The following is a 12,732-nucleotide window of genomic DNA, read 5'->3' as shown; positions in this document are numbered from 1 at the left end:
CCCTTTCTCAAGTTTGAGGCGATCAGCCTCACTCAATTCAAGCACTTTTATATGTTTCATGATTCAATTTCTAAAATATCATGAGACAATATTAATAATTTATGCTGAATATAAAAATATTTTAGATCACTTACTTAGAGGATGTTCTTAATGTTGTGGCTGCAGGCCGAACGCCTATAATACTTACTGCCAGAACTTCTCATGTAGAATTGCTTGCCGAAATGTTGAAGCAGCATGTAGCCAACATCATACAACTCACAGGAGAAGGGACTGCAAAGAACAAGAGAGAAACGCTGCAAAAGTTACAGGATATACCCAAAGATGCCCCTCTTGTAATAGTAGCCACGGGAAAATATGTGGGAGAGGGATTTGACTATCCACGACTTGATACACTGTTTTTGGCACTACCAATCTCATGGAAAGGATTGGTGGCACAATATGCCGGACGTTTGCACCGTGAGAATGAGGGCAAGAAAGATGTTCGTATTTATGACTATATTGATATACACGAACCTGTTTGTGAGAATATGTATCGTAAACGCCTAAAAGGATACTTTGCCATCGGTTATCGTGTACTGTCAAAAGATACTCAGACGCTGTTTGATAATACAGATGACTTACAAATATCATCATATGAAGGACAGATTTTCAATGGCAACACATTCCGTTTGGCATTTATGCAAAATTTGAAAAGTTCAAGACAATCTATTGTCATATCCTCTCCAAAACTCTATCGTACAGAACGAAACACATTTGTTAAAATGCTCAGAGAGTTTCATGTAAGTGGTGTTCAAGTTGCAATTCTTACATCAGAGGAAAGCAGTCAGACGAATTATCTAAAAAGTTTGGGATTATATGTAAAGATTGTACCTAAACTATCTTTATCCTCGTGTATCATAGATAGGTCCACGGTCTGGTATGGCAGTATCAATATACTTGGCTATGTAACAGAGGAAGACAACATTATTAAAATCACAGATGGTAAACTTGCAAATGAGTTACTTGATGTCATTTACGATAGCCCCAAATAGTGGAATGCAAATAAGTAGAAAATAATCATCGTTTTACTCTCTAATGACAGTATTATAAGTGTAATAATTCTTGCAGAACAGATGTAATTACTGCTAAATTGTAAAACTTTTTAGCGCGCTGCAATTTTAGAGCGTTTTGTAACAAAATCCCCCTCAAAAAGCTGATGCTTAATGAGGGGCAAATAACGATAAATATGTAATTTACTTAACCTGAGTTGCTGAATTTCAATAGTTGTATTTTTACATGACTTATAAATTCAGGTTGTCTATATGTAATGTATTAGCTGCTTTTTCTTTCTGTTCGTTCACGATATGCGTATAAATCTGCGTGGCTCTGACATTTGTATGACCTATTAAATCTTTTATTGTATATATGTCAACACCATTTTCCAGCAATAGCGAAGCGAAACTATGGCGGCCGCAATGGAAGGTGATATGCTTCTTTATACCGGATGCTTCTATCCAAACTTTCAGAGGACGTGAAATCCAGGAGGCATCTGTCAATCCCTCAAAAACGAGAGATTCTTCATCGTTTGGGCGTTCTCCACAGAGTTGGAGAGCTTGTTGTATGACTGGCTTATAATCTGGTCTTTTTGTTTTCTGCTGAACTATAACTGCTTGCCATGTACCCTTACTTGTTTGCTGAATCTGTTTCCATTTCAAAGTCTGGATGTCACTATGTCGTAATCCTGTGAGAATAGAGAATAAGAACGCACGTTTTAAAACATCGTCCTTACAAGGAGTATCAACCAACATTTGCACTTCATTCATACTAAGTGCAACACGAGGCTTCTCAATGTTTGTTATCCCCTTTACTTTTGCACCTATATCAACGGTAAGATATTCATCAACGAACGCTTGTTTTAATCCGGCCTTGAGTATAGAGAAATAGGTAGATGCAGTATTCTGTGAGATCGTTCCTTTTTTATTTCCTCCCATGGGGGCACGTAACAGAAACATCTTAATATCTTCGAGTAGTTTAACGGAGATTTCCTTGAATGGGATTGGTTGTCCTTTAGAATAAATCTTCAACAGTTCGACCACACGTCTCCAGTTGGCTATAATTGAATCGGAACTGTTGGGATGCCTTTTACTGATAATGCTATTGAAGTACTTGATAAAGTCTTGTTCGCTCCGCTCGTTTTGTGCAGCGATTTCGTTCTCTTTATCTGTATATAGAATTGCGCTATCGTATTCATACTGCCGTAACTTACGCACATTGTCGGCATAGATACAAGCCTCTTGATCTATCGTTGAACGGCATTGGATGATTCCATTCAAATCACGCTTAGGTTTGTAATTGAATGTTCCATCCGGCAAGATTCGTGCAATGGAAGACTTGTCCCAAATTGGTGTGGATATAGTCCGGTTAATTGATTCAACCACACGGCTTGCCTGTTTAGAGCCTCGCTTGTAAACCGGGTATGATTCTATAATCAGATACCACTCATCTTTATAATTTGATTTTCTGAGTTTGACGGTCACTTTGGTGTTTGGTAATGCTTTCTTCATTCTACTTCTGATTTATATAGATTGTCTATTTCTTGTTTGGGTACATATACATAGTTTCCTATTTGTCTTGAAGGAATAGAGTATTTTCTAACATGCGCCCATACTGAACTATCATTAATATGGTACTTTTCACAAATCTCTGTAATGGTATAACAGTCCTCTGGCTCTAAGCTATATGTTTTAGGAACAGGTTTTTCTTTTTCGGCAATACTTTCCGGTCTCTTTAGGAAAAGCTGTTCCATTTCGGAGCGTTTGATACGCGTGAGCCTTGTACCCAAATTGATGACTGGAATACGTCCCAATTTGATTAAGCGATAGAGAGTACTACGTTCTACCCCAAACATTGCTACTGCCTCCTTTACAGAAATATATTCTCTGATGTCTGGTACTTGTTGGGCAATGGCTTCTAATTTTGCATTTCTATCTTTTACATCCTTTTTGCGCTTCCAAGCTACTTTACCACATTGGGGGGAACAATAATAACTGTCAAGTGTCTTTGCGACGAAAACCTTGCCGCAGACTTTGCACTTTCTTTTGATTTCAAATCCGATTGTTGGCATATTATCTACTTTTAAGTATGTATTAGTATAGATAAGTAGAATTTAGTTCCACATTATCTACTTTTTTGTCTTGTCGCAAATATGTCGCAAATAAGAGATAAAAAAGCCTATAGAAAACACATAGAAACCATGAACCCTATAAACGCAAAAAGCGTGCAACTCGTTGAGCTGCACGCTTTTGCTTATTGTTTATTATTTGTTTACTTATCGGAATCATTTGACTTCCTCTAAAACAACTTCAACTGATTATCAGAAGGTTACAAACATCATGGTACAAATATGGTAATTTTATACCGTAAATATCCATATATACAAAATTGAGGAATATAGAACTGTAAATAATTGATTTTTAGGTGTTAAGTGGAGTATAAAGATTGTATTCTTTGTACTGATAATACAGGTTATAACGATCCTGCTGCTATCAGTTATCTCCATTGAGATATTTGATGTGTTGTGCATAAACCAGCTTGCCATCCCATTGATAATAGGAATTATTCTCACTACATTAGTGTCAAATTGAATGCTCATAGATGGATAAAAATAAACGACCCAGTTTTGAGCATCGTTGAGAGGCTTGGGGGACTGATGTCGCAAAAGTACAACACCGTCAAACTGTTGTGGATGTTTCTGCAGCAAGGCTTATCGTCATCAAATTACGCAGGGGCTGGCTAATACTCGCAACAATCTTATTTGGCAAATAATGGATTTACCATCATACGGAAAAATAATATTTTACTCTTATACATTACCGATCGGGCAAGTCTTTGTAGTAAAAAATAACTCCATGTGCGGCCCTATATATTAATCAGTTTAATTTAGTATCTATAAATAAAGGAAATAAACCAAACTAAACTGTTTTTAAGTTGCTCGAAAAGTGAAAACAAGATCTTGTCTCATTTATTAGACATGCAGATATGCAAGCATATTATTAATGTATAAATGAAGAGATACAACATCGTTCTTATGGCTTTTTTGTTCTTATGTTTTTTTGCTAAAGGAAATATCAGGCAGTCCAAACTAATTTCCTATATAACGAAGGAAGATTGTTGATGATACTTTCATAGAACAAGATAAAATTCTTGCTTTTATACGTTCACGATGTCGTTACTGTTCAAAACTCATGAACTGATATTAATTATGAATGATACATTGTATTGTAAAAATACTCAATCCACTGCGTAAAATGTAGAGATACACAATAACTAAATGAACATTAAATAATTACATACAAAAATCAATAAGTTAAAAAGACTTATAAGATGCATATATGAAGCAATTAAGCAAGAGAATGAGTAATATTGATTAGAAACTATAGTACTGGAAATTGAGAAGAAATGGATACAGTCTATTCATAACTAGAGTTTGATTATGAACCAATTTGAGAACAGAATCCAGATATAAAAACAAACTTGCAGCTGAATCCTGTTTCAATTTACACAAAATTCCGGACAGTGCCTATCTAGAATAAAAATAGCAGGCCTTTGAAACGGCCTGCTACCTCCATGAAAAGCGATGCTTAATGCCTGGAGTCCTTGGGAGGACATGGGTCATTTCCATAGCTGTTGGGATTTTGAATCTTACCATCTGCTCCATGAGGAATAAGTTCTAGTCCTTCCCTCTTTGCCAGATCGCGACTCCACTCCATTGCTTCTTTTTTCGTATCAAAATGCTTTGAAGCCCTGTCTGCGTTAGGTCTTTTCGCATCCCAACCTCCTCTGTTTGGATTAGAAACAATGTGTATCTCTTTCCTCATAACAGTAAGGTTTAAATTGTGAAAAACAATGCGGTGGCCTTCCGATTCCGCTACGGAGCACTTGAGGCGTTGCATACCATGCAACGGTTTACAATCCGTTTGGTACTCTAACCAGTTCGGTGTCAACCCAGAAGTTGTCTGTGCGATTGTTGCAGCCTTTGCACAGAGGGGTGATGTAGATTTCATTACCCCCGAAAACCTTCTGGACGTGCCCGCCAACGAGTGTGCTTGTGGAATGGCAATCGGTAGCACCACAACGGGTAGCCTTTTTACCCGTATGTTTTTCCCAATACTCCAACCACGATGATTCACCCGTTGAGGGGCTTGACCATCTGGAAGTACCACTTGCGTTTTTGACGTATGTCATAGAGCAATTATGGTTTATATCCTGTAATCTGAACAGTACAGCAGAGCTTTACACCTTGGAGTGGTTTCGATGCTCAGGAACGAGTCCACATCCTGATTATAAGCAACAAGAATGCCAAATCTTAAAATTTGAGCAAAAACCTCATAAATTACAACAGTTTTATCGAAAATAAGCAGATAAATCGTTGATATTACGCCAAATCCGCATAATTATGTCATACTGTCAGCCAAAACTGCTACTGTCAGGTTGGCGTGCTATTTTCTGACAATTTGTCTTCTTTTTGAAGAAAATGCAAATTTTTTTGTGCGTACAAACTAAAATGCATATATTTACAAGCCGAATTTGAGTAAAAACCACAAAATGAAGTTATGATAACAAACTTTATCGTAGAGAATTACCGTTCGATAGACGGAGAAATCAGATTGTCGTTCATGGCTGATACAGGCATTAAGGACATGGACAACAGGGGATATACCACTGTTGCAAACACTCGCGTTCTTAACGCCAAGGCTTTCTATGGAGCCAACTCTTGCGGTAAATCAAATGTGTTCAAGGCTGTTGGAATGATGAGGGGTATCATTATTCATTCAGTGAGGCTGAACGATAACGAAACGTTACCGTATGATGCTTTTCTCCTTTCGGATAAGGAGGCGAGACCAACACGGTTTGAAATGTCATTTGTGGATGGCACCGACAAGTTTACATACGGTTTCAGCTACACTGCGAAACGGATAGAAGAAGAATGGCTGGTAGCAAAATTCCCCAAGCGATCACTTAAGACACTATTAAGACGCACCCAAAATACAATTGAGATTGATGAGCAGAACTACTCGGAAGGTTTGTCAATAAAAGAAGGCACCATTCCACTGAACAATAACAGGTTGTTCATTTCGTTAGCCGCACAATTGGGAGGCGAGATATCGAAACGAGTGATAGAATGGTTCAGAACAAAGCCTAGCGTGATTTCCGGTTTGCGAGATAATGACTTTTCGCGCTATACTAAGGAGATACTTCATACCAGGACTGATTATAAAGATGAAATTTTGGACTTTATCAGCAGTATGGATGTGGGGTTCCGTGAAGTGACCACCGAACAAGAGTATATTGACGAAAAGATGCTGCCCAAAGGTCTGCCCGCAGAAATTGTGGCATCCCTAAAAGAGCATCCACCCATTGTTGCCTATGCCAAGCATAGCAAAATAAACGCAGATGGTGAGGTTGTTGGGATGGTTGATTTTGACATAGAAGAAAGGGAGTCGGATGGTACGAGGAAACTGTTTAATCTTGCCGGGCCTATTGTTGACACCTTACGGCAAGGGAAATCGCTGTTTGTGGATGAACTGGATGCACAGTTGCACCCGCTGTTGTCGCGACGTATTGTAAAACTCTTTAACTATGCAGAAACGAACCCTCACGGAGCCCAGCTGATTTTTACGACTCATGATACTAACATGCTGTCAAAGAAATTGCTGAGACGGGATCAGGTGGTCTTCGTAGAAAAGACGGCAAAAACGAGCTATTCTACAAAACTTACACCGATGATGAGTATAACGCTGGACAACGGGGCAAAGCCTAGGACAGATAGCAACTACGAGAAGAATTATTTGGAAGGCAAGTATGGTGCAATTCCATACTTTGAGGATGAATTTAAAGGTTGTAACGAATAGAGAAAGGAGGCGAATACCATGCAGCCAGTGTATATTGACTTACATATCCACACCTATCCCAATGCGAACGACCGTTCGACGGACTATGATGTTGTGACGCTGGTGAAGAAGATTGAGGAGTACAACAATGATGAACCATTCCTAATAAGCTTTACCGACCACAACACCATTAACAAGAAAGCATACCTAGCAGCCAAGGCTATCGGAGTTAACCTACTGTTGGGTGCAGAACTGCACATCAAGAACCACGATGACGTAGAGGCGTTCCACTGCCATATTTATTTCAACATGGATGTGACAGAGGAAAACATTAAAGCGCTGAACGAGATCTTGGACAAACTGTATACAAACAAACTGCCATGCAAAACCGACCAGTCAATACCCGACATACAGAAGGTAATTAATGCCTTCGATCCATTTGAGTTTATGCTACTGCCACACGCGGGTCAGAAGCACGGACAGTTCAACTACTCACTGCATGAGGGGGAACAGGTAGATAACGCCATCAGCCGCAGTATCTACTACAACCAGTTTGACGGCTTTACTGCGCGTGAGGACAAGGGACTGGAAACCACACGAGAGTATTTTGCCAAATTGGGCATAGCGGAGTTTGTGAACCTGCTGACCTGCTCAGACAACTATATTCCTAGCCGCTACCCGGAACCGAAATCGAGCGAGGCTTCGCCTTTCGTGCCTACGTGGATGATGGCTGAACCGACATACGACGGCGTGAGGTTGTCACTCTCGGAGAGTTCGAGACTGTTCTACCAAAAGGAGAAGCCGCAGATACAATGTGACCACATAGGTAAGGTGAAGTTGTCAAACGAGCTAATAGACATTGACGTAGAACTGACAGAAGGACTTAATGTGGTGATAGGTGGCTCGTCCTCGGGCAAAACGCTGTTTGTGGACTCGGTGAACAAATTCTTTGAACAGGATTTGCATCATTCGGAATATGCTAAGTTCAAGGTGGAGAACATAGACGTAAAGAACCCGTCGGAAATTCACCCCTACTACATTCATCAGAACTTTATAGCAGATTTGGTGAACAGGAATGATGAGGCCTCGATAGACGAGATTCCCATCCTGAAGAAAGCATTTCCGAGCGATGACAACGTGAAGCGACAAATCAGCAAAACGCTGGCAGATCTGAAACGCATAGTGGATGAGATGCTACTTTGCGTGGAAAACATTGAGAAGATAGAGCGTTGGCTGAAGGATATTCCACATCCCGGCAAACTGATTACGAAGGGTAAAGTGGAGGGAAACATTTTCCAGCCGCTGATGCCAAAGAATGATGAAGAGGAGAAATGCGCCTATCCGGAGGAAGAGTACAATGCCAACGTTGAAAATATGGTGGATCTGGAAAAGTTTGTAAACGAAAATCCGTTTACAAACAATATCAGCAAGGAGGTAGAGGTTATACTGAAGGAGCTCGCTAAAGCTAGAAGGGGTGCTGTGCTATTTGAAAATGTGGCCGCACTGATAGCGACGCGTAAGGATGAGAAGGACGAAGAACTGCAAACAAGGCAGGGTCAGAACCAGAGCAACTTACAAAACCGCAGGAAACTGATACAGCACCTTCGTGACTACGTGAAATACAGCCGCAGTTTTGCTGAACAGAAAGTGAAACTGACCGAGATGAACAGGTCGTTTACCACTAAGGAAGTGAAGGCTACTGGGCACACACTGTACATAGAAAACACGTTCAAATTTAACGAAGGAGTGTTGATGGAGGTGCTGAACAAGTATCTGAACCACCACTTCAGGAATATGGACGATGTGGTGCCGAAGAATATGTACCAGACAAAATTCAAACAGCGTCCGAAGGTGAGCTCATATAGGGAATTAGGTGACTTTATCTATGAATACCTTCGGAAAAACGACCATACATCGTATAAAATCGTGTCTTCGGATGGCAGGAATTTTTACGAGATGAGTCCTGGCTGGAAGTCGGCTATCCTGCTGGACTTGATACTTGGCTATGATGGCGGCAATTCACCTATCATCATTGATCAGCCGGAAGACAACCTGGCTGTGAAGTATATCAACGAGGCGCTGGTGCAGACCATCAAAAAGGTGAAGTACAGGAAGCAAGTGATACTGGTGAGCCACAACGCCACCATTCCGATGATGGCTGATGCTCAGACTATTGTGCTATGCAAGAACGACGGAAAGAAAATTACAATCCGTTCAGCATCGCTGGAAGGTCAGATTGGAAAAGAGAAGGTGCTGGACCTGATAGCAGATCAGACCGACGGTGGCAAGGCATCGATCAAGAAAAGAGTAAAGAAGTATAACCTGAAAAAATTCAATTAAGCGATATGAAACTGGTATTCAAGAAGAACGAAAATGGCGATGTGTCGGTGACCATGTTCAAGGGCACCGCAGAGGCGCAATTCTCGTATATCGAGATGATCAAGGCACTCTTGGCTGGTGAAGCACTTGACCGTGATTATGATGAAAGCATCTCTAAGGAAGAACAGACGCAAATAAACAACGTGTTGAAAGAGATAGAACATACAGCAATAGAAACCATGGCAGAGAACACGGATATTGAACCTGACAAAGCGGAGAGCGATGAGAACTTACCGTTTTGAAGCAACATACCAAGGATGATTATAATAATGAAATACAAAATTTATAAATTGTTCTTGTGACCAAAGGAAACGTCCAATACACATAACATTTAAAGTTTTTACTTGTAAGTGATCATGATAGATTATAATCTACGCACTGTCATACTTTTTATTGTTTTTAATGTTAAAAACATTAAATTTTAATCCTTTCAATAATCCTTGAATTTTCCCTTATCACTTTTCTATCGTTTAGTTGAAAAGTATTGATAGCCAAATATATACAAATTTTATTCTTATTATCTAAAAAGAATTATACATTAGTTTGCAACCATAATTTAAACAGCGGGTCTGTAATGGTATATATACCTCCCCGTTGGGTTTGAGACGTTCTATCTATAATTTTCCGGTCAGCCATCAGTTTGAGATATGGGGATATCTTCCCGTTATCTTGACCTGTCATCTGACGGATCTCCTGCAGACTGACTCCATTTTCAGGCCTTGCAATAGCCGATAAAATTCTTTGAATCTGCACTACATAGCTATCATACTTTGCCTGATAATAGAAAGAGAAATAGTCTAAAAGAAGCATTATATCCATTTCGGGACTTGCAGAATCTTCAATAATCTTTGCGGCAATCTGCACAGAACGGGGTGTCTTAGGCAAGTAAGACATCAGGTTTTCCAAACGTGTCATATCCGCCTCATACCCTACGAATATACTATAATCAGTGACGACAAGAGGCCGTATATAAGAGATCTTAAATCCTTCGAAGAAAGCAGACTCATAACAGGTGAATGCTGGCAGCACCTTGTCGGCTGTCGCTATCAGAATAGGTGCACCGGCTTTATTGAGCTTTCCCCTCAAATTATACTGCTCAGTATTATCAATCCTCTCGAAATAGTACTGGACATTGTCAATCAACAAGACAGTCCTGCAAGAATCATCCTGCTGTGAACAAAACTTCCATATATCATCAGTTGAGAAAAGGCTTTTTCCATCTATAAAAACCGGCTTAAGCCATTTGGTACTGTTCTCTATACTGAAATACATCCTTTTGAGTAATGAGGTCTTTCCACTCCCTTTTTCACCAATAATCAAATTGGGCTGTGCGATCTTATCCCTGTCCTCCTTTAACAAATAGCTGAAGATGGACGTAAAAATATCATTGTTTATGACAACAGTCTCTTCCTTTATCCCATTGCCAATAGATAAAGGAGGCTGATGCAATATGCTGGTACTTGTATTCATCTATTTAATCATTAAACAAATCTGGAAAATCAATAATCCCTCAAAAGCGGTGAGCAGAACATACGCAAAGCGTCTTTCTTCATAATGTATTCAAGACCCATGCTTAAAGTATAATCAACAGCCTCAATCTTTGAGGCATCCTGACCAGTCATCAAATTGTTGAGCATACCTTTCCGTAGAGTGGCAAGTAGCTTTAGAATCTACCGGGCAGGAAGCTCGTATTCACCATATTCGACTAGTCTCTCAGACCAGGTACTCAAATAATTCTCTGAATATAATTTACGATAAGCTATGTCTATATCTTCCCAAGTCATCTTGTCCTCATAGTCTTCTACCTATTTTGAGAAATAGAATAAGGGATGTTCCAATACAACTTGTTCAGCGAATACTCAACAAACTAATCGCTCATTTCAATATTTTCAGACCTACAAAACCGCAGAACAGCCAACGGACTTTAGTCTTGCTAACCCGTAGCAGGCTTTTAAGCCAGTTGAGGATAAAGTCCACTTTTTCAATTCTGTTTTCCCCATGCTGAGAATCGTTAGGAAAAGAGTCTATTCATCAACGACAATAAATGTGTTTTCATCGTGCCTAATTAGCTCCTTCAAGAAATTTTCCAGGTCTTCTTTTTCAAAAAAATCAAATTGAACAGGACCGAGAGAAATCTTCTCTATTCTTTCCAGTACTGAAGTCAACCCTTTGGACATTCCTTTAGCTACCTGTTTCCAAATACCATTTTTACAGAAGGCTTCAATTACAAGGTTAAGAAAACCATCTTCTGTGATTGTTTCCTCCAGGTCGATATAAACACATTTCCACCTCTGATTCTTTTTCTCTTCTATCAGAAATTTCGCCTATGAAGACTTGCTAATGCGGCGAGGTACAGACAGTAAAAAGAATGGCTACTATCAAGCTGTCTGTTTACCTTGCGGATTTCCTTTTCTCTTCCGAAGAAGTCACCATATTCTGCCAATAGACCAATCTTATCTGATCTACACATAGTTTTTCAGATTTATCCGCAAAGATAAATATCTAATTAATAAAAAAATATTTTTATAGAAAATTATTTTTATAAGTTTATGGCCATGCAGTTCATTTGTCCGGACGTATTCATTAAATATGAACACAGGTAAAATGATGAAGCAATAAATATCGTCATAAAAAGTGAAAAAATCGGGCATATACAAAGAATTTCTTAAGTTCACAAATGGTATTCCACTGGGATTAATCTGCAGTAATCATTATTAAAAAATTATATCTAAATAGCTTTACATACTTTGAAGAACGCAATCTTGCTTTCTGAACGAAAAAGGACGAAAAAACAACAAATCACTTTCCTCAAATATGAGATTCAGTATTTAAGAGATTAGCCGTCTGTCGTATATTCAAACTCTCACGATAATCCTCTGCTGCACAATCAGTCATTTCTTCTGTAAAGTCAATTTGCTGGTCGGAATTGTTGCATTCATATTTATTGAATGCCTCCAATAATCCAGTACGTACTGCTGTCCGATACCAAAGAGTACCTTCCTTATGGGTTTCCGAAACCAAATCAGATGCAGTCATATTTCCATATTTTGCCAATATCTCGTCCATCATCTCGATTTCACATTCTGAGAATTCATTGTCATCAAAATCGGCTATTGCTTCAATGAAAGTACCTCCATCCTTAAAATCAGTTTTTACGAAATTTTTCAGAAGATACGGACTGTCAGAAAGATCGACGAACACATCCTTTGCTACAGGACCGATCTGCCATACTTCAAACGGTATGCCTATGAACGGGATATGATATTTCAGTGCCATACGTTCCTCCATCAAATACAAAAGTATCAGTAGTTGTGTCTTGCTGAGATTAGATTTTTTACGCGCTATATACACAATCGTATTACCAAGCTTCTGTTTAGTATATTCAGAGAATTTACACATAATCAATGTATTTTGGTTACAAAGATAGCTTTAACCTTAAAACGGACAAGAAAACAAGCAATTAACTGTACAAATGTACGTCGAC

12 protein-coding genes are annotated in these 12,732 nt (G+C 39.2%); 4 read left to right on the top strand and 8 right to left on the bottom strand.

Annotated elements, in window-relative coordinates; translation table 11 throughout:
* Positions 1–125 precede the first annotated feature (125 nt).
* Positions 126–1,031, top strand: coding sequence for a helicase-related protein (locus tag OCV82_RS14305; RefSeq protein ID WP_353880953.1), 906 nt, complete (start codon positions 126–128; stop codon positions 1,029–1,031).
* 249 nt (positions 1,032–1,280) lie between these two features.
* On the opposite strand, the gene OCV82_RS14300 is transcribed toward OCV82_RS14305, so the two are convergent.
* The 4 genes from OCV82_RS14300 to OCV82_RS14285 form a co-directional block, all read right to left on the bottom strand.
* On the bottom strand, positions 1,281–2,543 hold the full coding sequence (locus tag OCV82_RS14300) for a site-specific integrase (RefSeq protein ID WP_154045029.1): 1,263 nt from the start codon (positions 2,541–2,543) through the stop codon (positions 1,281–1,283).
* Positions 2,540–3,103: a helix-turn-helix domain-containing protein gene (locus OCV82_RS14295; protein WP_118939839.1), complete on the bottom strand. Its 564-nt coding sequence runs from the start codon at positions 3,101–3,103 to the stop codon at positions 2,540–2,542. Before OCV82_RS14295 ends, OCV82_RS14300 begins: the two co-directional genes overlap by 4 nt.
* 1,516 nt (positions 3,104–4,619) lie before the next feature.
* Positions 4,620–4,931 carry a DUF2188 domain-containing protein gene (locus OCV82_RS14290; RefSeq protein WP_021970564.1) on the bottom strand — a complete coding sequence of 104 codons (312 nt, stop codon included), beginning with the start codon at positions 4,929–4,931 and terminating at the stop codon, positions 4,620–4,622.
* Between the two features lie 13 nt (positions 4,932–4,944).
* A complete protein-coding gene (locus tag OCV82_RS14285; RefSeq protein ID WP_021970565.1) occupies positions 4,945–5,223 on the bottom strand; it encodes a hypothetical protein in 279 nt (92 codons plus the stop codon).
* Between the two features lie 368 nt (positions 5,224–5,591).
* On the opposite strand from OCV82_RS14285, the gene OCV82_RS14280 reads away from it, so the two are divergent.
* The 3 genes from OCV82_RS14280 to OCV82_RS14270 are packed head-to-tail and all read left to right on the top strand — an operon-like array spanning position 5,592 to position 9,490.
* A complete protein-coding gene (locus OCV82_RS14280) occupies positions 5,592–6,890 on the top strand; it encodes an AAA family ATPase (RefSeq protein WP_154045028.1) in 1,299 nt (432 codons plus the stop codon).
* Positions 6,891–6,908: 18 nt separating this feature from the next.
* The gene (locus OCV82_RS14275; protein ID WP_154045027.1) at positions 6,909–9,209 is read left to right on the top strand and encodes a hypothetical protein; all 2,301 of its coding nucleotides are present in this window, start codon (positions 6,909–6,911) and stop codon (positions 9,207–9,209) included.
* A gap of 5 nt (positions 9,210–9,214) precedes the next feature.
* Positions 9,215–9,490 (top strand): hypothetical protein, encoded by a 276-nt coding sequence (locus OCV82_RS14270; protein WP_154045026.1) that lies wholly within the window; start codon positions 9,215–9,217, stop codon positions 9,488–9,490.
* Positions 9,491–9,779: 289 nt separating this feature from the next.
* On the opposite strand, the gene OCV82_RS14265 is transcribed toward OCV82_RS14270, so the two are convergent.
* The 4 genes from OCV82_RS14265 to OCV82_RS14250 form a co-directional block, all read right to left on the bottom strand.
* The gene (locus tag OCV82_RS14265; RefSeq protein WP_154045025.1) at positions 9,780–10,718 is read right to left on the bottom strand and encodes a hypothetical protein; all 939 of its coding nucleotides are present in this window, start codon (positions 10,716–10,718) and stop codon (positions 9,780–9,782) included.
* 29 nt (positions 10,719–10,747) lie between these two features.
* Positions 10,748–10,885, bottom strand: coding sequence for a hypothetical protein (locus OCV82_RS14260; RefSeq protein WP_262543811.1), 138 nt, complete (start codon positions 10,883–10,885; stop codon positions 10,748–10,750).
* 674 nt (positions 10,886–11,559) lie between these two features.
* Complete coding sequence (locus OCV82_RS14255; protein ID WP_204391542.1) at positions 11,560–11,718, bottom strand: hypothetical protein; 159 nt, start codon at positions 11,716–11,718, stop codon at positions 11,560–11,562.
* Positions 11,719–12,056: 338 nt separating this feature from the next.
* On the bottom strand, positions 12,057–12,647 hold the full coding sequence (locus tag OCV82_RS14250; protein WP_154045024.1) for a Panacea domain-containing protein: 591 nt from the start codon (positions 12,645–12,647) through the stop codon (positions 12,057–12,059).
* Positions 12,648–12,732: the final 85 nt, after the last annotated feature.

The sequence above is a fragment of the Bacteroides cellulolyticus genome (assembly GCF_025567135.1).
Lineage (GTDB): Bacteria > Bacteroidota > Bacteroidia > Bacteroidales > Bacteroidaceae > Phocaeicola > Phocaeicola cellulolyticus.
This window is presented reverse-complemented; position numbering and strand designations above follow the sequence as displayed.

Coding starts and splice junctions, on each gene's coding strand:
- OCV82_RS14295 (WP_118939839.1), bottom strand. CDS start 3,103: ATGCCAACAATCGGATTTGAAATCAAAAGAAAGTGCAAAGTCTGCGGC.
- OCV82_RS14260 (WP_262543811.1), bottom strand. CDS start 10,885: ATGCTCAACAATTTGATGACTGGTCAGGATGCCTCAAAGATTGAGGCT.
- OCV82_RS14285 (WP_021970565.1), bottom strand. CDS start 5,223: ATGACATACGTCAAAAACGCAAGTGGTACTTCCAGATGGTCAAGCCCC.
- OCV82_RS14275 (WP_154045027.1), top strand. CDS start 6,909: ATGCAGCCAGTGTATATTGACTTACATATCCACACCTATCCCAATGCG.
- OCV82_RS14270 (WP_154045026.1), top strand. CDS start 9,215: ATGAAACTGGTATTCAAGAAGAACGAAAATGGCGATGTGTCGGTGACC.
- OCV82_RS14300 (WP_154045029.1), bottom strand. CDS start 2,543: ATGAAGAAAGCATTACCAAACACCAAAGTGACCGTCAAACTCAGAAAA.
- OCV82_RS14255 (WP_204391542.1), bottom strand. CDS start 11,718: ATGTGTAGATCAGATAAGATTGGTCTATTGGCAGAATATGGTGACTTC.
- OCV82_RS14265 (WP_154045025.1), bottom strand. CDS start 10,718: ATGAATACAAGTACCAGCATATTGCATCAGCCTCCTTTATCTATTGGC.
- OCV82_RS14250 (WP_154045024.1), bottom strand. CDS start 12,647: ATGTGTAAATTCTCTGAATATACTAAACAGAAGCTTGGTAATACGATT.
- OCV82_RS14280 (WP_154045028.1), top strand. CDS start 5,592: ATGATAACAAACTTTATCGTAGAGAATTACCGTTCGATAGACGGAGAA.
- OCV82_RS14290 (WP_021970564.1), bottom strand. CDS start 4,931: ATGCAACGCCTCAAGTGCTCCGTAGCGGAATCGGAAGGCCACCGCATT.